Raw genomic sequence first — 24193 nt, 5'->3', positions numbered from 1 at the left:
CCCTCAGGCGGGGTGAAAATGGATGGTTAGGCAAGCGCCAGAAGGTCTGAGCGCAGCCGCTCCGGGCGCCCCTCGCCAAGTGCCGCATCGACCTCGGCATGAGTGCTCTTCCAGATCGGCACCGCCAGGGACAACAAGGCATGGCCTGCCGGCGTCAGCTGCATCCGCCGCAACCGGCGATCCTTGTTATCTGTCATGACAGTCACCAGCCCACGCTTCTCCAGCGGTTTTAGCGCTGCCGTCAATGTGGTACGATCCATGGCCAGCAGATGGGCAACCGGCCCCATGCCCGGCGGCTCCGGACGATTGAGCGACATCAGCAGCGAAAACTGACCATTGGTCAGATCCAGCGGCCGCAAGGCTTCATCGAATTTCCGCGCCAAGGCTCGCGCCGCACGCTGCACATGAAGGCACAGGCATGTGTCGCGCACATGAAGGGTGGTCTCGAAGGGAATCACGGCAGGCTTTGACATGTGCTAATAATGTTGATATCAACCTATTCAGTCAAGCGGAACGAAACGCGATTTTCTGAGGAGGAATGAACGATGTTGAGCAATCCGGTTGTATCACGCGAAGAGTGGCTGGAAGCCCGCAAGGCGCTGCTCGCCACCGAAAAGGAAGAAACAAAGCTGCGCGACAAGATCCGCGCCGAACGGCAGAAAATGCCGTGGGTCAAGGTCGACAAGACCTACACATTCAATACACCGGCGGGCAAAAAGACCCTGGCTGACCTATTCGACGGCCGCAGCCAGTTGATGATCTATCATTTCATGTTTGGCCCCGACTGGGAGGCCGGCTGCCCGGGCTGCTCTTTCCTGTCCGACCATATCGACGGCACGCTTACCCATCTCAACAATCACGACGTCACCTATGTCACGGTCTCCCGCGCACCGCTCGACAAGATCGAAGCCTACAAGAAGCGCATGGGCTGGAAGTTTCCCTGGGTCTCGTCGTTCGGTAGCGATTTCAATTTCGACTACCACGTCTCCTTCACCAAGGAGGAGCTGGAAAGCGGCAAGGTTTTCTACAATTTCCGCGAAACTTCCGGCGACGATGCCCATGACGAGCTGCCCGGCATGAGTGCCTTCATTCGCGACGAGAGTGGCAATGTCTATCATACCTATTCGGACTATGCCCGCGGCGGCGAGGAAATCCTGACGACGCTGATGATCCTCGACCGGGCACCAAAAGGCCGCAATGAAACGTCAACATTGAGCTTCGTGAAACGGCATGACGAATATGAAACGCAGCCGAAGGCGCACTCCTGCTGCGCCTGACGGAGACTGACCCGCAATCGCGCACAAGAGGAGAAAGACGCGATGAAGGCAGACCTTGTTGACGAACACCGCTGGCTTCAGCAACTGACCGGACGATGGCGCCTCGCCTTCGATATGCCGCAGCAAAGCGATGAGCCGGACGCGGGCGGCACCTGGGAAGAAAACGTACGCTCGCTCGACGGCGCCTGGATCGTTGCTGAGATGACCGGCACGATGCCGGACGGCAGCTCTGCAACCAATATCTTGGCGCTCGGCTACGATCCGGCAAAGAAGCGCTATGTCGGATCCTTCGTCAGTTCCGCGATGTCACACCTGTGGATCTACGAAGGCAGGCTCGATGACACCGGCAAGGTGCTGACGCTCGATTGCGAAGGCCCGGATTTCGACACCGTTGGCCGGACCGCGCCTTATCAGGACATCATCACCATCAAGGACGAGAACACCCGCAATTTCTCGTCCCGCATCCGCCTTGCCGATGGCTCGTGGAAGTCTGTCATGTCCTGCGACTACACTCGAATTGAATAGAGCCGGGCGGCCGCTTCCGGCCCGTTGGCGTGAACATCAAACAGGAGGAATACGATGAAAAAGCCGCATGGCGCGTTCGTCTGGTACGAACTGATGACCACCGACACCAAGTCCGCCGAAGCTTTCTACGATGACGTGGTCGGCTGGACCTCTGCCGATTCCGGCATGCCGGATGCGAACTACACGCTGTTCAAGACCAATGGCCTGCGTGTCGCCGGCCTGATGACCATGCCGCAAGGCGCCCTCGACATGGACATTCCGCCGGCCTGGCTCGGCTATGTCGGCGTCGATGACGTCGATGCCGCAGCCAAGAAGCTCGCCAAGCTCGGCGGTACCGTGCACCGGCAGCCGGAGGATATTCCGGGCGTTGGCCGCTTCGCCGTCGTCGCCGATCCGCACGGCGCTGTCTTTGCCCTGTTCGGGTCCGATGATGGCGACATGCCGGATATCAAGCAGATGGACCCCGGCAGCATCGGCTGGCATGAACTGATGGCCGGCGACCTTGCTACCGACCTGCCCTTCTACCAGGAGATGTTCGGCTGGACGAAGGACGAGGGTCTGGATATGGGCGATATGGGTGTCTACCAGCTCTTTTCCCATGATGGCGCGCAGATCGGCGGCATGATGAAAAAGCCGGAAGCCATCCCGGCACCGCCCTATTGGGGCTTCTACTTCAACGTCGATGCTCTCGACGCCGCCATCTCAAAAGCAACCGCCAAGGGCGGCAAGGTCGTCAATGGCCCGATGGAAGTTCCCGGCGGCGCCTGGGTCGTCAACTGCGTCGATCCGCAAGGCGCCTACTTCAATCTTGTGGCGATGAAGCGTTAAATCCACTCCTCCCGCGGCAAGGCACCGGCACAAATCGCCGGAGCCTTGCCGCCGGCTGCTCCCGGAGCCCCCATGAAACTGGATGCAATCGAGGTCATCACCCTGTTCGTCGATGATATCGACAAAGCGAAAGCGTTCTACCAGACGGTCTTTACGCCGGAGATCGTCTACGAAGACGAGGTATCCGCCGTGCTGAAGTTTTCGGGCACGATGATCAACCTGCTCAAATCAACCGAAGCACCCGGGTTGGTCGCACCGTCAATCGTCGCCAAGTCATCATCCGGGTCCCGGGTTCTCCTGACAATCAAGGTCGATGATACCGATGCTACCTGCACCGAGCTGCGCCGCCGCGGCGTAACGCTGCTCAACGGTCCCATCGATCGCCCTTGGGGCCGCCGCACCGCCGCTTTTGCCGATCCCTCGGGCCATGTCTGGGAGATTGCCCAGGAAATCACTTGATCACGCATTCCCTCCGGCAGCAAATACGCGCGGCTGCACTGCCTCCAAACGGGGCATTTCTGCAACCGCTAAAATATGCTAGATGTCGCCCACCAGTCCGGGTCAAACATCATGTCCAATTCGCTGCTCGACGCACTGACCGCTGCAGAACTTCACTGTCCGGTGATCACGGCCGGCGATCCGGACTATGATCGCTATCGCCGTGTCTGGAACGGGATCGCCGACCGGCGGCCTGCCGCGATCGTGCGCCCGCAGGATATCGAGGATGTTCAAAGGGCCGTGCGGGCGGCGGCCGCCTCCGGAGCCTTGCTCGCCGTGCGCGGCGGTGGCCATAGCTTGCCCGGCCTGTCCACCTGCAATGACGGCCTGGTGCTTGATCTGTCGTTGATCCGTTCCGTCGTCATCGACAACACCGCTCAGACCGTCGAGGTCGGCGGCGGCGCCTTGCTTGGCGATCTTGACCGCGTAACAGTTCCGAAAGGCTACATCGTCCCGGCGGGCGTGATTTCCCATACCGGGGTCGCCGGCCTGACGCTGGGTGGAGGCATGGGCTGGGCAAGCCGGAAATATGGGCTGACCATCGACAGCCTGCTGGGCGCCGAAATTGTTCTCGCCACCGGCGATGTCACCTGGACGAGCCCGACCTGGAACCCGGAACTCTTCTGGGCCATCCGCGGCGGCGGCGGAAATTTCGGCGTCATTACCCGCTTCAGGTTCCAGTTGCATCCGTTCAGCGGCATCGTCGCAGGTCAATGGCTCTACCCGATAGAGCGTGCGCGGCAGGTCTTATCGGGATTGCACGGCCTGGCGCGTGAACAATCCAACGATTTTGCGGTATCATTCACCGTATCCCCGTCCGGCATCAACGTCACAGCCGTCTGGTACGGAGACGCCGGGCTCGCAAGAGCCGCCTTATCCCCTTTCGGTACCCTGGCGGACGGCGCCACCGGTGGCCTCGAGAACCTGCCTTATCTCACTTTACAGAGCCGCAACGACGCGGCCTTCGCATGGTCGCGCCGTTATTATGCCAAGGGCGGCTTCTGGCCCGATATCAGCGACGGGGCAATCGAACATATTGTGGCGGCGATCACCCAAGCACCGACGCCGGATTGTGAGATTTACGCCATCCAGCTCGGCGGCGCGATCCGCGATATACCGGACGACGCAACCGCTTACACCGGAAGAAGCGCAGGCTACTATTGGCTATCCGAACCGATCTGGGATGACATGGCCGACGATGACAGGTGTATCGAATGGGGTCGCACCACCGGTCGGTTGCTGTCCGACAGTTCGATCATCGGCAACTATGTCAACGAGCAGGGTGACAGCGGTTCAAACATCGCCCGCGATGCCTATGGTCCCGAAAAATACCAGCGCCTTGCCCGGCTGAAGGCCCGCCTTGACCCGGCAAACCTGTTCCGCCTCAATCAGAATATCGAGCCGCAGGAATAACTGTCACGCATACGCGGATACTCCTGCGGCGCATGAATCCCTCCGTCGGGAATTGCGCCTTGCAATCTCTCTTCGCATTGCACAAAATCCCTTCAATGGCGGCATAGATCCGCCTTTAAGGGGACAGCATGGCGATCAAGGCAAGCATCTATCACCTGACGCATTACAAGTATGACAAGCCGGTACGGCTCGGCCCCCAGGTGATCCGGCTGAAACCGGCCGCCCATTCCAAGACCAAGGTCATCAGCCACTCGCTCAAGGTCACGCCGGAAAACCACTTCGTCACGCTGCAGCAGGACCCCTACGGCAACTATCTTTCCCGCTACGTCTTCCCCGATCCCGTCACCGAGTTGAAGATCGAGGTCGATCTCGTCGCCGACATGACGGTCTACAATCCCTTCGACTTCTTCATCGAGGAAGAGGCCGAGATATTTCCGTTTACCTACCCGGAAGACATCCGCGACGACCTGAAGATTTACATGCAGCCGGAGCCGATGAGCCCGGTGCTGCAGGTCTATCTGGACGGCATCGACCTCAACCCCACCCGCACCATCGATTTCATCGTCGGCCTCAATGCCCGCCTGCAACAGACAGTCAACTACGTCATCCGCATGGAGCCCGGCGTCCAGACGCCGGAAGAGACGCTGGCGCTGGCGCTCGGCTCCTGCCGCGACTCCAGCTGGCTGCTCGTCCAAATCCTGCGCAATCTCGGCCTCGCCGCCCGTTTCGTCTCCGGCTATCTCATCCAGCTCGCCCCGGACCTGAAGGCGCTCGACGGCCCGTCTGGCACAGAAGTCGATTTCACCGATCTGCACGCCTGGTGCGAGGTCTATATCCCCGGCGCCGGCTGGGTCGGGCTCGATCCCACGTCCGGGCTGTTGACCGGCGAAAGCCACATCCCGCTCGCAGCCACCCCACATTACCGCAACGCCGCACCGATCTCCGGCGGCCTCTATGGCGATGCCAACACGACCTTCGACTTCGACATGAACGTGGCGCGCGTCGCCGAACATCCGCGCATCACCAAGCCGTTTTCAGAGGAAAGCTGGCAGGCGCTGAATGCCCTCGGCGAACATGTCGATACCGTGCTCAACGATGCCGATGTGCGCCTGACCATGGGCGGCGAACCGACCTTCGTCTCGATTGACGACTTTGAATCGGAGGAATGGAACACCGGCGCCGTTGGCCCGACCAAACGCGACAAGGCCGACGAACTGATCCGCCGGCTGCGTGAGCGCTTCGCCCCCGGCGGCTTCCTGCATTATGGCCAGGGCAAATGGTATCCCGGCGAGAGCCTGCCGCGCTGGACGTTCTCGCTCTACTGGCGCAAGGACGGAAAGCCGATCTGGCACGATCCGGCCTTGATTGCCGCGGAAGGCCAAAACACCGCAGTGACGGAAAAGCATGCCGCAGACCTCCTGGCCGGCATCGCGGCGGCTCTCGAGATCGAGCCGGACATGATCATCCCGGCCTTCGAGGATCCGGCCGAATGGATCATCAAGGAAGGCAGCCTTCCCGAAAATGTCGACCCGTCCAATTCCAAACTCGAAAGCGCCGAGGAACGCGCCCGTATCGCCAAGGTGTTCGAGCGTGGCCTGACGACGGCAACCGGCTATATCCTGCCCGTTCAGGCGTGGAACGCCAAGGCCGATGGACGCCGCTGGATCAGTGAAAAATGGAAAACCCGCCGCGGCAAGATTTTCCTGATCCCCGGCGATAGCCCGATCGGCTTCCGTATGCCGCTCGGCACCCTGCCTTATGTGCCGCCGTCGCAGTACCCATATATCCATCAGGCCGACCCTTCGATCCCGCGTGGCCCCCTGCCGGATTACAGCGCGCCGTCCCGGACGCTGGCGCAGGCATCGCGTAGATCAAGCGAACCGCAGCAGGACCGCAACGAACAAACGATCGCCGGTTCGCCGGATGACATCCGCGGCGCCGTGCGCACCGCCATGAGCGTCGAGCCGCGCGATGGCCGCCTCTGTGTCTTCATGCCGCCGGTCGAGCGGATCGAGGATTATCTCGATTTGGTCGCGGCCGCCGAAAAGGCAGCCGCAGATCTCGGGCTGCCGGTTCATATCGAAGGCTATTCGCCGCCGCAGGACGAACGCATCAATGTCATGCGCGTTGCGCCCGATCCCGGCGTCATCGAGGTCAATATCCATCCTGCTTCCAACTGGGCCGATTGTGTCGCCATCACCACGGCGATCTATGAGGAAGCCCGGCTTACCCGCCTTGGCGCCGATAAGTTCATGATCGATGGCCGCCACACCGGCACCGGCGGCGGCAACCATGTCGTGGTTGGCGGCAACAATCCCAACAACAGCCCCTTCCTGCGCCGCCCGGATCTTTTGAAAAGCCTGGTGCTGCACTGGCAGCGCCATCCGTCGATGTCCTACCTGTTTTCCGGCATGTTCATCGGCCCGACAAGCCAGGCACCGCGCGTCGACGAGGCCCGGCACGACACACTGTACGAGCTCGAAATCGCCATGGCGCAGGTGCCCGTGCCCGGCATGGCGCAAACACCCCTGCCTTGGGTGGTCGATCGCCTGTTCCGCAACCTGCTGACCGACGTCACCGGCAACACCCATCGCGCCGAAATCTGCATCGACAAGCTGTTTTCGCCGGATGGCCCGACCGGGCGCCTCGGCCTCGTCGAGTTCCGCGGTTTCGAAATGCCGCCGAATGCGCGCATGAGCCTTGCCCAGCAGCTGCTGGTGCGGGCACTGATCGCCCGCTACTGGCAAAACCCGGCCGAGGGCAAGCTGGTGCGCTGGGGTACCACCCTGCACGACCGCTTCATGCTGCCGCACTATGTCTGGCAGGACTTCCTCGACGTGCTCAATGACCTGCGGGCGAATGGTTTCAATATCCGTCCGGAATGGTTCGAGGCCCAGCTCGAGTTCCGTTTCCCGTTCTGCGGCGAGGTCGAATATGAAGGTGCCAAGCTCGAACTGCGCCAGGCGCTGGAGCCCTGGCATGTGATGGGCGAGGAAGGTGCGCCCGGCGGCACCGTGCGTTATGTCGACAGCTCCGTCGAGCGCCTGCAGGTGAAGCTGGAAACGGCCAATCCGGAGCGCTACACCGTTGCCTGCAACGGCCGTGCGCTGCCGCTCACCAGGACCGGCTTCAACGGTGTTTCCGTCGCCGGTGTGCGCTACAAGGCATGGCAGCCCGTGTCGGGTCTGCATCCCAATCTGCCGGTTAACACGCCGCTTACATTCGACATTTATGATACATGGTCGAAGCGTTCGATCGGCGGCTGCATCTATCATGTTGCCCATCCGGGCGGGCGCAGTTACGACACTTTTCCGGTAAACGGCAACGAGGCGGAAGCCCGCAGGCTGGCGCGTTTCGAACCATGGGGGCATACCGCTGGCGCTTATACGCTGGCGCCGGAAGCCCCATCGGCAGAGTTTCCCCTGACGCTCGATTTGCGGCGTCCGGCAGGCATATAGGACGTTGATGTCAAAGAAGCAGACGGCTCATGCGACGCGCAGCGAAGACCGGATCGGCAACGATCCGGTCTTCGGCTATCGCGCACTGCCCGGCATCGCCGATGAAATGCTCGATACGCAGGGCAATGTCCGGCCGGTCTGGCAGCATTTTCTATCCTCCATCGGCCGCATGGACGAAACGGAACTCTCCAACCGCTTCGCCCGCGCCGACCGCTACCTGCGCGATGCCGGCGTGTTCTACCGGGCCTATGGCACCAAGGAGAATTCGGAGCGCAACTGGCCGCTTTCGCATGTCCCCGTGCTGATTGACGACACCGAATGGCAGGCCGTCTCCAAGGGGCTTGTCCAGCGCGCCGAACTGCTGGAGCGCATCGCCGCTGATATCTACGGCCCGAACCGGCTTGTCGCCGAAGGGTTCCTGCCCCCGTCGCTGGTCGCGGGCAATCCGGAATTCCTGCGCCCGATGGTCGGGGTTCTGCCGGCCGACGGCCATTTCCTGCATTTCTGTTCCTTCGAAATCGGCCGCGGCCCGGACGGCAATTGGTGGGTGCTGTCGGACCGCACCGAGGCCCCGTCCGGCGCCGGTTTCGCGCTCGAAAACCGCGTCGCCACCACCCGCGCCTTTTCCGATCTCTATGCCGAAACCCATGTCCACCGCCTCGCGGGTTTCTTCGGTGCCTTCCGCGACGAATTGCAATCGCGCAAGAAACATCCGGACGACCGCATCGCCGTTCTGACGCCGGGCGTCGCCAACGAGACCTATTTCGAACACGCCTATATCGCCCGCTATCTCGGCTTCATGCTGCTGGAAGGTGAAGACCTGACGGTGGTCGATGGCCGCGTCATGGTCCGCACCGTCGCTGGTCTGAAACCCGTCGGTGTCCTCTGGCGCCGCCTCGATGCCGCCTTTGCCGATCCGCTGGAACTGAACCAGAGCTCGCATATCGGCACGCCCGGCATTGTCGAGGCGCTGCGCTCCGGCTCTGTCTCGATCGTCAATTCACTCGGCTCCGGCATCCTCGAAACCCGCGCCTTTCTCGCCTTCATGCCGACCATCTGCCGTCATCTGCTTGGCGAAGATCCCGTGCTGCCAAGCATCGCCACATGGTGGTGCGGCCAGCAGCCGGAACGTGATCAGGTAGCGGGCAATATCGAGAAGATGGTCATCGGCCCGGCCTATTCCACCCGGCCGTTCTTTGACGATAACGGCCAATCCGTGCTTGGCTCGTCGCTGCGCGATACCGCCAAGACATCCGTTGCAGAATGGCTGCAGACCGACGGCCCGAAACTCGTCGGCCAGGAAGTCGTCACCCTCTCCACCACGCCCGCCTGGATCAACGGCAAGCTGACGCCGCGGCCGATGAGCCTGCGCGTCTACGTCGCCCGCACCCGCGATGGCTGGCAGGTGATGCCCGGCGGCTTTGCCCGCATCGGCTCCGGAGCCGACGCCGCTGCCATCGCCATGCAGGCCGGTGGCTCGGCCGCCGATGTCTGGATCGTCAGCCAGAAACCCGTCGAGCAGATGACGCTTCTACCGGCGGAGGAAAGTTTTATCCGCATCATGCCCGGCAGCCTGCCGAGCCGGGCCGCCGACAATCTCTTCTGGCTCGGCCGCTATATCGAACGGGCCGAAGGTGCGCTGCGCATCCTGCGCGCGTGGCATGGACGCTTCGCCGAAACCGCCAATACCGAAATGCCGCTGTTGAAGGATATCACCGACTATCTGGCCGGGCTCGATATCGATACGAAACAGCCGGTGCCCGACAGCCTGATGGCCAATATCAACAGCGCCCTGTTTTCCGCCAGCAACATCCGTGACCGATTCTCCGCCGATGGCTGGCTGGCGCTCAACGATCTCGCCAAGACCGCCCGCAAATTCCAGTCGACGGTCCAGGCGGGCGACGACGCCACCCATGCGATGACCGTGCTCCTGCGCAAGCTCGCAGGCTTTGCCGGTCTGGTGCATGAAAACATGTACCGTTTCACCGGCTGGCGCTTCCTGTCGATCGGCCGCTATCTCGAGCGCGGCCTGCACATGACCCGTCTGCTTGGCCACCTGTCCGGCGAGGACGCGCCCGATGGCGCTTACGACATGCTGCTCGAAATCGGCGACAGCGTCATGACCCACCGCCGCCGCTACAACGTCAACACCGCCTCGCTCACCGTCACCGACCTTCTGGCGCTCGACCCGCTCAACCCGCGCTCGATCCTCTACCAGCTGAACGAGATCAAGACGGAGGTCGAGCAATTGCCGAATGCCTTCTCCAACGGCCAGATGTCGCCCTTCTATCGCGAAGCCATGAAGCTCCACGCTGGCCTTGCCGTCATGACGCCTGAAGCCATGAATGCCGCCGTCTACAACAATCTGGAACAGGAACTCGGCCGCTTCTCCGACATCCTCGCGCAAACCTATCTCGGATAAGATACGACAAACGCCGCACCGCGCCGGAATTGAGAAGCCCATGCTCTACGATATCAATCTGCGGATCACCTACACCTACGAAGTCCCGGTCTCCGGCGGCCGCCATGTCGTGCGCGTGCTCCCCCTGTCGCTTCCCGATCGCCAGCGCCTCGTTGCCGGCACCGTCACCTGCACGCCGGCACCGGAAGAGCGGCGCGACAGCATCGATTTCTTCGCCAATCCCTCGACCTCGATCCTGTTTCGCAAGCAGCACGAAAAGCTGGTGATCCGCATGCAGGCCCGCGTCCAGCTGGACCAACAGCCGCTCGCCGCCGATTTTTCACCGGACCTGTCACGGTTTCCCACGGAGATCGCCAATCTCTGGTCGCTCGACGCCAATTCGCCCCATCATTTCCTCGGCGCCAGCCCGCGTCTTCCAGAGGATGCAGCGATCGGGGCCTATGCCCGCAACATCGTCAAATCCGGCATGACCATCCGCCAGATCGCCACCGCCATCTGCGCCCAGATCCACACGGACTTTGCTTACGACCCGAAAGCGACCACGGTCGACACGACCCCGCGCGAGGCCTTCAAGCTGAAGCGCGGCGTCTGCCAGGATTTCACCCATGTGATGATCACGGCGTTGCGCAGCCTCGGTATCCCCGCCGGCTATGTCAGCGGCTTTCTGCGCACCATCCCGCCGCCGGGCAAGGAACGCCTCGAAGGTGCCGACGCCATGCATGCCTGGGTGCGTGTCTGGTGTGGAACGACCACCGGCTGGCTCGAACTCGACCCGACCAACAATATTTTCGCAGGCCTCGATCACATCGTCGTCGGCCACGGCCGCGACTATAGCGATGTCGCACCAGTCATCGGTGTTTTGAAAAGCTACGGATCGCACAAGACCGAACAGGCCGTCGACGTCATTCCTCTACAGTGACCCGAAACGGGAAGATCCCCGGTCCCCTTTTTGTACACCCGGAACCGGAGGAAACGCCTGCGTTCAAGGGACAATTAGAATTGTATTCAATTGCAACCCATGCGCTGAACGGGATCGTAATATTTACCGGATAAAACCCTGCCTCATGGGAAAATGATTATTCCAGGTAGGTAAAAAGTGACCAAGAAAACCCGTCTTCTTCAATCATGCCTTAATCTTGCCGCCGATAAGTCCGGCAATTTCGCAATGTTGACCGCCGTCATCTTGCCCGTCGTTCTTGTTGCGGGTGGTTCTGCGGTCGATTACAGCGTTGCCTTCTCGGAGAAGTCCAAGTTGCAGGATATCGCCGATGGGGCGGTTTTGGCCGGTGGAGGGGTTTTCGACGGCAGCAATTTCTCGACGGCAAAGGCGATGGCCGAGAAGTTTATCGCAGCGCGGGCAAAAGGCGCGCTGGATGAAGAGGCTATCAATGAAGAAACCAACCCGGATGAGAAACTCAGTGTGTTGCGCTATAAGGTCGGCGCCAAGGATAATACACTCACCGTCACGATGACCAAGCCGGTGCCGACGAGCCTGATGAAGATTGCATCGATAAACTCCGTCAATGTGAGCGTCACTGCATCGGCGCTGTCTCCGATGAAGCCCGAAAAGATCACCTTCACACCAACCAAGGCGCAGGGCTGGTACTACAAGAAAATTTCCATTCTCGTCCTGCGCAAAGGCGCCACCACTGAAGATGTTGTCGGTACGGTGGTTTATCAGCCTACGACCCAGGCGGGCGGCGGTTCAGGCACCTACGTGGCCAACCCGAAAGGGATTATCGACCTTGGCAAGTATACGAATTTGGCACTCCGCATGGACATCAAGAACGATGGGTGCGACATAGGCTACAAGGCCACGGTCAAGAACAGCACCGTCACGTGCAACAAGAGCACCAAAACGGCAGACCAGTCTTTCAACTCCGTTCTGCGCACCGATGACCCCGCCACAAGCAACCATCTGTTCGTGGACGGAAAGCAAGTCCCCCTCGGCGTAAAGGCATCGCTGGAAAGGTATTTCGGCTGCACCAAAACGCAGGACCATGCCTGGGAAGACGGCGGCGGCTGGGACCGGCAGGACTTTTTCTACACGGTCACCGCTACCTGCGGCGCCGACGGGAGCTATGTCCGCTTGACAAAGTAAAACGGCCGATAGGGTGGGCGAGCCACGGCCATGACCGTTCGCCTGACGCATTAACCGCTTTACCCTTTGCAATCGAAAGCCCGTTCCGAGATACCGGCGCGGGCTTTTTCGCGCTATCCGGCAAATCGCAAGCCGTTTCGAACCGGCCCTCTTCTACAATTTTCATCTTATTGAAAACACTATTGCAAGCGCTTCGTATCGGTGCATAAATCGCTCATATGCCCCGTTGGTGTTCGCCTCCGGTCTCCCAAACCGCTCGCAGAGGGTAAGCCTTTTCCATGATCGATCGTTTGTCCAACGAGAAAATTCCGAGCGCTGCCCCCCGCGCATCGAGCGCCGAAGTCCTTGCCCAGGAAATCATCGAGCGCCTCACCTACCGCATCGGCAAGGACCCGAAAGTCGCCAAACCGCATGACTGGCTGACCGCGGCCATCCTGGTCGTGCGCGACCGCATTACCGACAACTGGATGGAATCGACGCGCAAGACCTACGCCACCGATGCCAAGCGCGTCTATTATCTATCGCTTGAATTTCTGATCGGCCGCCTGATGCGCGATGCCGTCACCAATATCGGCCTGATGGACGAACTCCGCGAGGCGCTGGCCTCGTTCGGCGTCGATCTCGACGTCATCGCAGCTCTGGAACCCGACGCAGCACTCGGCAATGGCGGTCTTGGCCGCCTGGCCGCCTGTTTCATGGAATCGATGGCAACCGTCGATATCCCTGCCTATGGTTATGGCATCCGCTACGTCCACGGCCTGTTCCGCCAGCAGATGGCCGATGGCTGGCAGGTCGAGCTGCCGGAAACCTGGCTTGCCCACGGCAATCCCTGGGAATTCGAGCGCCGCGAAAGCTCCTACGAAATCGGCTTCGGCGGCTCGGTCGAAACCGTCAATGTCGATGAGGAAGTCACCCGCTACGTCTGGAAACCGGCCGAGCGTGTTATCGCCACGGCCTGCGATACGCCGGTCGTCGGCTGGCGCGCCAAGCGCGTCAACACGCTGCGCCTGTGGACAGCCCATCCGATCGACCCGATCCTGCTGGATGCCTTCAATGCCGGTGATCACATCGGCGCGCTCAGAGAAAGCAACAAGGCCGAAAGCCTTGCCCGCGTCCTCTACCCGGCAGACGCAACCCCAGCCGGTCAGGAACTGCGCCTGCGCCAGGAATTCTTCTTCTCGTCCGCCTCGCTGCAGGACATCCTGCGCCGCCATCTGCAGCAATATCCGGATTTCACCTCGCTGCCGGACAAGGTGGCGATCCAGCTGAACGATACCCATCCGGCCGTCTCCGTTGCCGAACTCGTCCGCCTGTTGACGGATGTTCACGGCATGGATTTCGAAACCGCCTGGGATATTGCCCGCCACACATTCTCCTACACCAACCATACGCTGCTGCCGGAAGCGCTCGAAACCTGGCCCGTGCCATTATTCGAACGGCTTTTGCCGCGCCACATGCAGATCGTCTATGCGATCAACGCCAAGATCCTGCTCGAGGCCCGCAAGCAGAAGTCGCACAGCGATCAGGAAGTCCGCAACATCTCGCTGATCGACGAGAGCGGCGACCGCCGCGTGCGCATGGGCAACCTCGCCTTTGTCGGATCCCATTCCATCAACGGCGTTTCCGCGCTCCATACCGAGCTGATGAAGGAAACCGTGTTTGCCGATCTGCACCGGCTCTATCCGGAGCGCATCAACAACAAGACCAACGGCATCACGCCGCGCCGCTGGCTGATGCAATGCAATCCCGAGCTTGTCACGCTGATCCGCGGTGCGATCGGCGATGAGTTCATGGACAATACAGAAGCCCTACAGGCGCTCGATCCCTTTGCCGACAAGCCGGATTTCCAGGAAAAATTCGCCGCCATCAAGCGCGCCAACAAGGTCAAGCTGGCCCAACTGGTGCAGAGCCGTATGGGCATCCGGCTGGATCCATCGGCGATGTTCGACATCCAGATCAAGCGCATCCACGAATACAAGCGCCAGCTCCTCAACATCATCGAGGCAATCTCGCTCTATGATCAGATCCGCTCGCATCCCGAGCTTGACTGGGTTCCGCGGGTCAAGCTGTTCGCCGGCAAGGCGGCGCCGAGCTATCACAATGCCAAGCTGATCATCAAGCTGGCCAACGATGTCGCCAAGGTGATCAACAACGATCCGGCCGTGCGCGGCCTGCTGAAAATCGTCTTCATCCCCAATTACAACGTCTCGCTGGCCGAAATCATGGTACCGGCCGCCGACCTGTCGGAACAGATTTCCACCGCCGGCATGGAAGCGTCCGGAACCGGAAACATGAAGTTCGCGTTGAACGGTGCGCTGACGATCGGAACGCTCGACGGCGCCAATGTCGAAATGCGTGACTGGGTCGGCGAAGAGAACATCAAGATCTTCGGGATGACGGCGGATGAAGTCGCCAAGGTGCGCGCCGAGGGCCACAATCCCCGCGCCATCATCGAGCAATCGCGTGAGCTGTCGCAGGCCCTGTTCGCGATCTCGTCCGGCGTCTTCTCTCCGGATGATCGCAATCGCTTCACTGGCCTTATTGACGGCATCTACAATCACGACTGGTTCATGGTGGCGGCCGATTTCGATGCCTATACCAAGGCCCAGCGCGAGGTGGACGCGATCTGGACGGACACGGGAAGCTGGTATTCCAAGACCATTCGTAACACCGCGCGCATGGGCTGGTTTTCCTCTGACCGTACAATCAGGCAATATGCCGGGGAAATTTGGAGAGCCGGATGACATCAGTGCCGAAAGACGCCACACCTGCCGCTCTGCCAGCCAGTCTGTCGGCGGAAGAGATCGCGGCGATCCTCGCTGGCACGCATAGCAATCCGTTCGCCGCCCTCGGCGTCCATCCCGCAGGCAAGGAGTTCGTCGCCCGCTGTTTCATCCCCGGCGCCGAAACGGTGACTGCCGAAACATTGACCGGCAAGGAGATCGGTACGCTGACCCGGCGCGACGATGCCGGCTTTTTCGAGGGCATCATTGCCGTCAAGAAGGCACAGCCGGTCCGCTACCGTGCCCGCAATAGCGGCGGTGAATGGACCGTCACCGATTGTTACAGCTTCGGGCCGGTGCTCGGTCCGATGGACGATTACTATATCCGTGAAGGCTCGCATCTGCGGCTGTTCGACAAAATGGGCGCGCATCCGATCAAACATGACGGCGCGGACGGATTTCACTTCGCCGTCTGGGCGCCAAATGCCAGGCGTGTTTCGGTTGTCGGTGATTTCAACGATTGGGACGGCCGCCGCCACGTGATGCGGCTGCGTCAGGATACCGGCATCTGGGAAATCTTCGTGCCGGACGTCCAGCCGGGCGCCATCTACAAATATGAGATCGTCGGCAAGAATGGCGAGTTGTTGCCGCTGAAGGCCGATCCTTTCGCCCGCCGCTCGGAACTGCGCCCGAAAAATGCCTCGATGACGGCTGGAGAGATCGAACAGGTCTGGCAGGACGACGCGCACCGCGCCCATTGGGCCAGCGTCGATGCCCGCCGCCAGCCGATCTCGATCTACGAGGTTCATGCCGCTTCCTGGCAGCGGCGCGACAATGGCGACATGCTGAGTTGGGACGAACTGGCAGAACGCCTGATCCCCTACTGCGTCGATATGGGCTTCACCCATATCGAGTTCCTGCCGATCACCGAATATCCCTATGATCCCTCCTGGGGATACCAGACCACCGGTCTCTATGCGCCGACCGCCCGCTTCGGCGAGCCGGAAGGTTTTGCCCGCTTCGTCAACGGCGCCCACAAAGTCGGCCTCGGCGTCATCCTCGATTGGGTGCCTGCCCATTTCCCGACCGACGCCCATGGCCTGCGCTGGTTCGATGGCACCGCCCTTTATGAGCATGAGGACCCGCGTCAGGGCTACCACCCCGACTGGAACACGGCGATCTACAATTTCGGCCGCGCCGAGGTGTTTTCCTACCTCGTCAACAACGCGCTCTACTGGGCCGAAAAATTCCATCTGGACGGTTTGCGCGTCGATGCGGTCGCCTCGATGCTCTATCTCGACTATTCGCGCAAGCATGGCGAATGGGTGCCGAACGAATATGGTGGCAACGAAAATCTCGATACCGTCCGCTTCCTCCAGACCATGAACAAGGAAGTCTACGGCAGCCATCCCGGCATCATCACAATCGCCGAGGAATCCACCTCCTGGCCGAAAGTCTCCGCTCCGGTCCATGCCGGCGGCCTCGGCTTCGGCTTCAAGTGGAACATGGGCTTCATGCACGACACGCTGCAATATCTGCAGCGCGAGCCGATCCATCGCAAGCACCACCACAACGACCTGACCTTCGGCCTGCTCTATGCGTTCAGCGAAAACTTCGTGCTGCCACTTTCCCATGACGAAGTGGTGCACGGCAAGGGCTCGCTGATTGCCAAGATGGCCGGCGACGACTGGCAGAAGTTCGCCAATCTCAGGGCCTATTACGGCTTCATGTGGGGATATCCCGGCAAGAAGCTCCTGTTCATGGGGCAGGAATTCGCCCAGTGGCAGGAATGGGCGGAAGACCGCGCGCTCGACTGGAACCTGTTGGAGTATCCCCTGCATGAAGGCATGCGCCGGCTGGTGCGTGACCTGAACGGCACCTATCGCAACAAGGCCGCGCTGCACGCCCGCGACTGCGAGGGAGAAGGGTTCGAATGGCTGATTGCCGACGACCGGGAAAATTCTGTCTTCGCCTGGCTGCGCAAGGCGCCCGGTGAAAAAACCATCGCCGTCATCAGCAACTTTACCCCGGTCTACCGGGAAAATTATACGATACCGTTGCCGGTGGAGGGGCGGTGGAAAGAAATTCTCAACAGCGATGCCGAGATTTATGGCGGCAGCGGCAAAGGCAACGGAGGAGCCGTCCAGGCAACCAAAAACAGTGCAGGCGTTATTACGGCAACCATCACCCTGCCGCCTTTGGCGACATTGATGCTGGAGCAGGACTAGTCCACGCCATGGCGGGCTCCCAAGACCCGTTCACGTCGCGGACCACAATAGTATTTGGAGAGGACGCAGTTCCAACGAGCGGTCAAATCGCCCTGGAACTATACTATCGGGAGGAAATTCAATGGAAAAACGCACCCAGCCCCTCGCCCGTGATGCAATGGCCTACGTCCTTGCCGGCGGCCGCGGAAGCCGCCTGAAGGAACTGACCGATCGCCGCGCCAAGCCTGCGGTCTATTTCGGCGGCAAGGCCCGCATCATCGATTTCGCGCTCTCCAACGCGCTGAATTCCGGTATCCGCCGCATCGGCGTCGCGACCCAGTACAAGGCGCATTCGCTGATCCGCCACCTGCAGCGCGGCTGGAACTTCCTGCGCCCGGAGCGTAACGAAAGTTTCGACATCCTGCCCGCCTCCCAGCGCGTCTCCGAGACGCAATGGTATGAAGGCACCGCCGACGCCGTCTATCAGAACATCGATATCATCGAGGATCATGGTGTCGAATACATGGTCATCCTGGCCGGCGACCATGTCTACAAGATGGACTATGAACTCATGCTGCAGCAGCATGTCGATTCCGGTGCCGACGTCACCATCGGTTGCCTGGAAGTGCCGCGCATGGAAGCGACCGGCTTCGGCGTCATGCATGTGGATGACAAGGACCAGATCATCGCTTTCGTCGAAAAGCCAGCCGACCCTCCGGGCATTCCCGGCAATCCGGAGATGGCGCTGGCCTCGATGGGCATCTATGTCTTCCACACCAAGTTCCTGATGGATGTGCTGCGCCGCGACGCCGCCGATCCGACATCGAGCCGCGACTTCGGCAAGGACATCATTCCCTACATCGTCCAGCACGGCAAAGCCGTCGCCCACCGCTTCAACCAGTCCTGCGTCCGCTCCGATTTCGAGCGCGAAGCCTATTGGCGCGATGTCGGCACGATCGATGCCTACTGGCAGGCCAATATCGACCTCACCCACGTCACCCCGGAACTCGACATTTACGACGGCACCTGGCCGATCTGGACATTCGCCGAGATCAAGCCGCCGGCAAAATTCGTCCATGACGATGAAAATCGCCGCGGGTCCGCCACCTCCTCGCTGGTATCAGGCGACTGCATCATTTCCGGCGCATCCTTGAACCGCTCCATGTTGTTTACCGGCGTCCGGGTGAATTCCTATTCCCGTCTCGATGGGGCAGTCATCCTGCCGAACGTCAAGATCGGCCGGCACACCCAGCTCAGCAACGTCGTCATCGACAGCCGCGTCGTCATCCCGGAAGGCCTCGTCGTCGGTGAGGATCCGGAATTCGATGCCAAGCGCTTCCGCCGCTCGGAAAACGGCATCTGCCTGATCACCCAGGCGATGATCGACAAGCTGGATCTGTGAGCATGGAAGTTCTGTCCGTCGCATCGGAAGTCTTTCCGCTGATCAAGACAGGGGGTCTCGCCGATGTGGCGGGCGCCCTGCCGGCGGCAATGAAACCGCACGGCGTGCGCATGCGCACGCTGATGCCGGGTTATCCGGTGGTGATGCAAAAGCTCAAGAAGCCGCAAAAGATCGGCGGCTTCGACAATCTCTTCGGCAACCCCGCCTCGATCCTTGCCGTCGATCACGATGGCCTCGATCTTCTCGTGCTCGATGCACCCGAACTGTTCGATCGCGACGGCGGGCCCTATGTCGATCAGACCGGCCGCGATTATGCCGACAATTTCCGCCGCTTCGCGGCCCTGTCTCTGGCTGCTGCCGAGATCGCCGGTGGCCTGCTGCCGAGCTGGAAGCCGGATCTCGTCCATGTGCATGACTGGCAGGCGGCGCTGACGCCGGTCTATATGCGATTCGGTCCCGCCCATGCGACGCCGGTGGTATTGACCATCCACAACATTGCCTTCCAGGGGCAGTTCGGGCCGGATGTCTTTGCCGAGCTGGCGCTGCCGCCGGAAGCCTTTTCGATGCACTATGTCGAGTATTTCGGCGATGTCGGCTTCCTCAAGGGAGGCCTGCAAACGGCCCACGCCATCACCACCGTCAGCCCGTCCTATGCCCAGGAAATCCTCACCCCGGAATTCGGCATGGGCTTTGAAGGCCTGCTGACGGCCCGCCTGTCCAGCCTCTCGGGCATCGTCAACGGCATCGACACCGAGATCTGGAATCCGCAGACAGACAAGAATATCGCCGAAACCTATGGCCCAACCTCGCTGAAGAAGCGCGAAGCCAACCGCAAGGCGCTGTCGGCGCAGTTCGGCTTCGACAACGCTCCCGGCCCGATCTTCTGCGTCGTCAGCCGTTTGACCTGGCAGAAGGGCATGGACGTGCTCGCCGAGGTGATCGACGATATCGTCGACAATGGCGGCAAGCTTGCCGTGCTCGGCTCCGGCGATCCGGCCCTCGAAGGTGCCTTCATCTCTGCCGCAGCCCGCCATCCCGGCCGGGTCGGCATGGTGATCGGGTACAACGAACCCCTGTCGCACCTGATGCAGGCCGGCGCCGATGCGATCCTCATTCCGTCCCGTTTTGAGCCCTGCGGCCTCACCCAGCTCTACGGCCTGCGCTACGGCTGCGTGCCGGTCGTCGCCCATACCGGTGGCCTTGCCGATACGATCATCGATGCCAACGAAGCGGCGCTCGCTGCAAAAGTTGCCACCGGCTTCCAATTCTCGCCCGTTTCTGCTGCAAGTTTGCGCCAGGCGCTTCGGCGTGTATTTACCGCCTACCGGCAACCGAAAGTCTGGGCTCGTCTCCAGGCCCAGGGTATGAAATCAGACGTTTCCTGGGATATGAGTGCGCATCGCTATGCCGACCTCTATTCCAGTCTTCTTGCGAAAGGCTAAGACCATGATCAGAACCGTTCAGACCACGCCCTATTTGGACCAGAAGCCCGGCACGTCCGGTCTGCGCAAGAAGGTCCCGGTCTTCCAGCAGAAGAACTATGCCGAGAACTTCATCCAGTCGATCTTCAACAGCCTCGACGGGTTCAAGGGCGAAACGCTGGTGATCGGCGGCGACGGCCGCTTTTACAACCGCGAAGTCATCCAGATCGCCATCAAGATGGCTGCAGCCAATGGTTTCGGCCGCATTCTGGTCGGCCGCGGCGGCATTCTCTCCACGCCGGCTGCATCCAACGTCATCCGCAAATACAAGGCTTTTGGCGGCATCGTACTCTCGGCCAGCCACAATCCCGGCGGCCCGACCGAGGATTTCGGCATCAAGTACAATATCGGCAATGGCGGTCCGGCCCCTGAAAAGGTCACCGACGCCATCTATGCCGGTACCCGCACGATCGAAAGCTACAAGATCGCCGAGGTCGCCGATATCAACCTCGATATCGAAGGCAGCCAGGATGTTGCCGGCCTGGAAGTCGTCGTCATCGACCCGGTCTCGGACTATGCCGAACTGATGGAGAAACTGTTCGATTTCCCCGCTATCCGCAACCTGATCGGCGGCGGCTTCCGCATCGTCTTCGACGCCATGAGCGCGGTGACCGGCCCCTATGCCAAGGAAATCCTCGAAAACCGTCTGGGCGCTGCCAAGGGCTCGGTGCTGAACTTCATTCCGCTTCCTGATTTCGGCGGCCACCATCCGGACCCCAACCTCGTCCACGCCCGCGCGCTTTACGAGGAAATGATGAGCGACGATGCGCCGGACTTTGGCGCTGCATCCGATGGCGACGGCGACCGTAACCTGATCATCGGCAAGGGCATTTTCATCACCCCGTCCGATAGCCTTGCAATGCTCGCCGCCAATGCGAACCTGGCGCCCGGCTATTCCAAGGGTCTTGCCGGTATCGCCCGCTCGATGCCGACCAGTGCCGCCGCCGACCGCGTTGCGGAAAAGCTTGGCATCGGCATGTTCGAGACCCCGACCGGCTGGAAATTCTTCGGCAACCTGATGGATGCAGGCCTCGTCACCATCTGCGGCGAGGAAAGTGCTGGCACCGGCTCAAACCACGTGCGCGAAAAGGACGGCCTCTGGGCGGTTCTGCTCTGGCTCAACATTCTCGCCGTGCGCATGGAAAGCGTCCAGGATATCGCCCGCCAGCATTGGACCACCTACGGCCGCAACTACTATTCCCGCCACGACTATGAAGAAGTTGATTCGGATGCCGCAAACGGCTTGATGACGGCGCTACGCGACCAGCTCGCCACCCTGCCCGGCAAGACCTTCGGCAAGCTGAAGGTCGCCACCGCCGACGACTTCTCCTACAATGACCCGATCGACAAATCGGTCTCAAACAACCAGGGTATCCGCATCCTGTTCGAAGGCGGCTCCCGCGTTGTCTTCCGCCTGTCGGGCACCGGCACGTCGGGCGCAACCCTGCGCGTCTATATCGAACGCTATGAGCCCGATGCCTCCAAGCATGATACGGAAACCCAGGAAGCCCTTGCCGATCTGATCGCTGTTGCCGATCTGATCGCCGGTATCAAGACCCGCACCGGCCGCACCGAACCGTCTGTCATTACCTGACCGGATGAGGAGGCACCGCCTCGTTCCACCCTCCCCTTGAGGGGGAGGCTCGGCCCGCCGTGCCGGGGTGGGGTGACGCCCGGCGATGTTCCGAACCTTGGCAGATCGGAAATTGCAGCGCTGACCGCCGCCAGTCCTTACGCCACCGGCCGCCCGCTCGCCACTTCCAGGACCTGAAACCAGTCCTGCAGATCAAACTCGATCTCCACCGCCCGCGCCAGCGCCTTCACCCGCTCGGGATCCGTCGAGCCGATGATCGGCAGCGGTTTCGAAGGCAGCCGCAACAACCACGCCAGTGCGACCGTGCCCGGTCCCGAAACGCCATATTGGGCAGCAAGTGCGGTCAAGAGATCGACAAGCCGCGGGTTGCCTTTCTCCCGGTCGAACAGGCGTCCACCACCCAGCGGCGACCACGCCATCGGCGAGATCCCCAGACGCTGACAATCGTCCAGTGTTCCGTCGGTGAGCGGCGCCGTATGGCTGACCGAAAGCTCGATCTGGTTGGCGACGAGCGGGATGTTGAGCTTCGCTTGCAGAAGCGCGACCTGCGACGGCGTATAGTTCGAGACGCCGACCGCCCGCGTCTTGCCCTCCTTGACCAGTGCCTCCAACACCCCGGCCACCTCGGCCGCGTCCAGCAGCGGATCGGGCCGGTGCAGCAGCAGCAAATCCACATGATCGGTCTTCAGGTTGCGCAGCGAATTTTCCAGCGACAGGCGGATATGCCCGGCCGTGCTGTTATAGTGCTTGACCCGATGTTCCGGCCGAGCCGGGCCGGTCAGCGCGATGCCGCATTTCGTCACCAGCTCGATCCGGTTGCGCAGGTCCGGGCGGGTGGCCAACATCGCGCCGAACATCGCCTCGACGCGGTATCCCCCATAGATATCGGCATGGTCGATCGTGGTGATCCCGGCATCAAGGCATGTATCGACAGTGCGGGCAATCGAGGCGATTCCGCTCGTTTCCGGATTGCCGGCAATGCGAAACGCACCCCAGACCATTCTGGAAAATTCCGGGCCGTCGCGATGAAGCTTTATACGGAATGACATGATGCAGGGACACTCGCTCGGTGGTTTCTGAAACGGACAATGCAACGGCAGTTCCGCAACATATACCGGCACGGCAACGCCGATACAACGAAGGGTTATAGACGGGGGACACGAAGACGGAATAAGTTGCGATCGTTGCGAGATTCCGGCCGCTGGCAGATCAGATGGAGACTGACATGACGTTGACCACCCCCAAACCATTGGCTTTCGTCCTTGGCTTCGGCCTCTTCCTTGCCGCGTTCGCCTTCGTCAACCTTCCGACCGTCAGCTTCGCCCAGACGGCGAACGAGCGGCTTGCCTTCCCCCGCGGCAAATCCGGCACCGTCGTGCGCGATACCATTCGCGGCTATGAAAGCGTCGAGTATCACGTCGACCTGTCGGCCGGCCAGCGGCTGACCGTCGATCTGCAGACCAGCAATGCCAGCAATTATTTCAACGTGACCGCCCCCGGCGCGGCCGAAGCCATGTTCGCCGGCTCCAGCGAGGGCAATCGTTTCCAGGCCAGGGTTCCCTCCAGTGGTGACTACAAGATCACCGTCTACCTGATGCGCAATGCCGCCCGGCGCAACGAGACGGCCCGTTACACCCTTTCAGTCAGCGCTACAGGCGCCGTCGCTGCCAAACCACAGCCGGGTGGCGATTATGCCGACGGCCTGTCCGGTGGACCCGACTGGTGGCAGGTGTCCGGCGTCTCCTCGAACGACACGCTGAACATCCGTACCCTGCCCTCGGCGCAGGGCCGCGTCGTCGCCCAGTTGGTCAACGGCGAATTGCTGCGCAACATGGGTTGCCGCATGTCGGCCGGCCAGCGCTGGTGCCGCGTCTCCACCGAAGACGGCATCCGCGGCTGGGCCGCCGGCCGCTTCCTGCGCGAAGCCAGCCGGTAAAGATCGCTTTGCGGACGGCTTGAAAGCCGCAGAAACCAGGCAGGCCGGCGCTGTTACCACTATTTCCGGCGGTCATCTCCGGCAAGGATTTTTTGGGGGGCCTCAAATCTCTCCGTCATGTCAGTCCTTGCAGCGGGGATGGCGGAGGAAATATCCATCCTCCCGGGTGCTAAAAAATCATCTCGCGTGAGCAGGACAAAACGAGCATCTTCCCTTTAACGTCAAATACTTGTCGCCCAATCTCCTCTACGCCCGCGCACCCCAATCGCACCGAAAATCCCCGCGATCAAAACCTGTGTCATCATCATTGCGTCCTGTCATCGGCGAG

The 24193-nt window shown here is 61.1% G+C and carries 17 protein-coding genes; 15 read left to right on the top strand and 2 right to left on the bottom strand.

Going from position 1 to position 24193, the window contains the following annotated elements:
• Positions 1-26: 26 nt before the first annotated feature.
• On the bottom strand, positions 27-473 hold the full coding sequence (locus tag ACSQ3J_RS16935; protein WP_060506563.1) for a MarR family winged helix-turn-helix transcriptional regulator: 447 nt from the start codon (positions 471-473) through the stop codon (positions 27-29).
• 75 nt (positions 474-548) lie between these two features.
• Between ACSQ3J_RS16935 and ACSQ3J_RS16930 the strand changes: the two genes are divergently transcribed.
• The 14 genes from ACSQ3J_RS16930 (at position 549) to ACSQ3J_RS16865 (ending at position 21929) form a co-directional block, all read left to right on the top strand.
• Positions 549-1277: a DUF899 domain-containing protein gene (locus tag ACSQ3J_RS16930; RefSeq protein ID WP_060506613.1), complete on the top strand. Its 729-nt coding sequence runs from the start codon at positions 549-551 to the stop codon at positions 1275-1277.
• Positions 1278-1319: 42 nt separating this feature from the next.
• Entirely contained in the window at positions 1320-1802 is a 483-nt protein-coding gene (locus tag ACSQ3J_RS16925; protein ID WP_436039622.1) for a DUF1579 domain-containing protein, read from the top strand.
• 54 nt (positions 1803-1856) lie between these two features.
• Entirely contained in the window at positions 1857-2630 is a 774-nt protein-coding gene (locus ACSQ3J_RS16920) for a VOC family protein (protein WP_060506565.1), read from the top strand.
• 72 nt (positions 2631-2702) lie between these two features.
• Positions 2703-3089 (top strand): VOC family protein, encoded by a 387-nt coding sequence (locus tag ACSQ3J_RS16915; RefSeq protein WP_060506566.1) that lies wholly within the window; start codon positions 2703-2705, stop codon positions 3087-3089.
• Between the two features lie 111 nt (positions 3090-3200).
• The gene (locus ACSQ3J_RS16910; protein ID WP_436039620.1) at positions 3201-4541 is read left to right on the top strand and encodes an FAD-binding oxidoreductase; all 1341 of its coding nucleotides are present in this window, start codon (positions 3201-3203) and stop codon (positions 4539-4541) included.
• Positions 4542-4669: 128 nt separating this feature from the next.
• The gene (locus tag ACSQ3J_RS16905) at positions 4670-7999 is read left to right on the top strand and encodes a DUF2126 domain-containing protein (RefSeq protein ID WP_436039618.1); all 3330 of its coding nucleotides are present in this window, start codon (positions 4670-4672) and stop codon (positions 7997-7999) included.
• A gap of 7 nt (positions 8000-8006) precedes the next feature.
• Positions 8007-10421: a circularly permuted type 2 ATP-grasp protein gene (locus ACSQ3J_RS16900; protein ID WP_436039616.1), complete on the top strand. Its 2415-nt coding sequence runs from the start codon at positions 8007-8009 to the stop codon at positions 10419-10421.
• 40 nt (positions 10422-10461) lie between these two features.
• The gene (locus ACSQ3J_RS16895) at positions 10462-11340 is read left to right on the top strand and encodes a transglutaminase family protein (protein ID WP_060506570.1); all 879 of its coding nucleotides are present in this window, start codon (positions 10462-10464) and stop codon (positions 11338-11340) included.
• 246 nt (positions 11341-11586) lie between these two features.
• Entirely contained in the window at positions 11587-12522 is a 936-nt protein-coding gene (locus ACSQ3J_RS16890) for a pilus assembly protein TadG-related protein (RefSeq protein WP_082512314.1), read from the top strand.
• A gap of 278 nt (positions 12523-12800) precedes the next feature.
• On the top strand, positions 12801-15266 hold the full coding sequence (locus ACSQ3J_RS16885; RefSeq protein ID WP_156393910.1) for a glycogen/starch/alpha-glucan phosphorylase: 2466 nt from the start codon (positions 12801-12803) through the stop codon (positions 15264-15266).
• Complete coding sequence (glgB, locus tag ACSQ3J_RS16880) at positions 15263-17473, top strand: 1,4-alpha-glucan branching protein GlgB (protein WP_060506572.1); 2211 nt, start codon at positions 15263-15265, stop codon at positions 17471-17473. Before ACSQ3J_RS16885 ends, glgB begins: the two co-directional genes overlap by 4 nt.
• 121 nt (positions 17474-17594) lie before the next feature.
• A complete protein-coding gene (gene glgC / locus ACSQ3J_RS16875; RefSeq protein WP_060506573.1) occupies positions 17595-18854 on the top strand; it encodes a glucose-1-phosphate adenylyltransferase in 1260 nt (419 codons plus the stop codon).
• 2 nt (positions 18855-18856) lie between these two features.
• Complete coding sequence (glgA, locus tag ACSQ3J_RS16870) at positions 18857-20296, top strand: glycogen synthase GlgA (protein WP_060506574.1); 1440 nt, start codon at positions 18857-18859, stop codon at positions 20294-20296.
• Positions 20297-20300: 4 nt separating this feature from the next.
• Positions 20301-21929: an alpha-D-glucose phosphate-specific phosphoglucomutase gene (locus ACSQ3J_RS16865; protein WP_060506575.1), complete on the top strand. Its 1629-nt coding sequence runs from the start codon at positions 20301-20303 to the stop codon at positions 21927-21929.
• A gap of 137 nt (positions 21930-22066) precedes the next feature.
• Here the strand turns inward: ACSQ3J_RS16865 and ACSQ3J_RS16860 are convergent, their stop codons facing one another.
• Positions 22067-22978 (bottom strand): aldo/keto reductase, encoded by a 912-nt coding sequence (locus ACSQ3J_RS16860; protein ID WP_060506576.1) that lies wholly within the window; start codon positions 22976-22978, stop codon positions 22067-22069.
• A gap of 176 nt (positions 22979-23154) precedes the next feature.
• Here ACSQ3J_RS16860 and ACSQ3J_RS16855 point away from each other — a divergent pair, with 176 nt between their 5' ends.
• Positions 23155-23865 (top strand): SH3 domain-containing protein, encoded by a 711-nt coding sequence (locus tag ACSQ3J_RS16855; protein WP_082512308.1) that lies wholly within the window; start codon positions 23155-23157, stop codon positions 23863-23865.
• Positions 23866-24193: the final 328 nt, after the last annotated feature.

This window comes from Rhizobium sp. LjRoot98 (assembly GCF_964252935.1).
Taxonomy (GTDB): Bacteria; Pseudomonadota; Alphaproteobacteria; order Rhizobiales; family Rhizobiaceae; genus Pararhizobium.
This window is presented reverse-complemented; position numbering and strand designations above follow the sequence as displayed.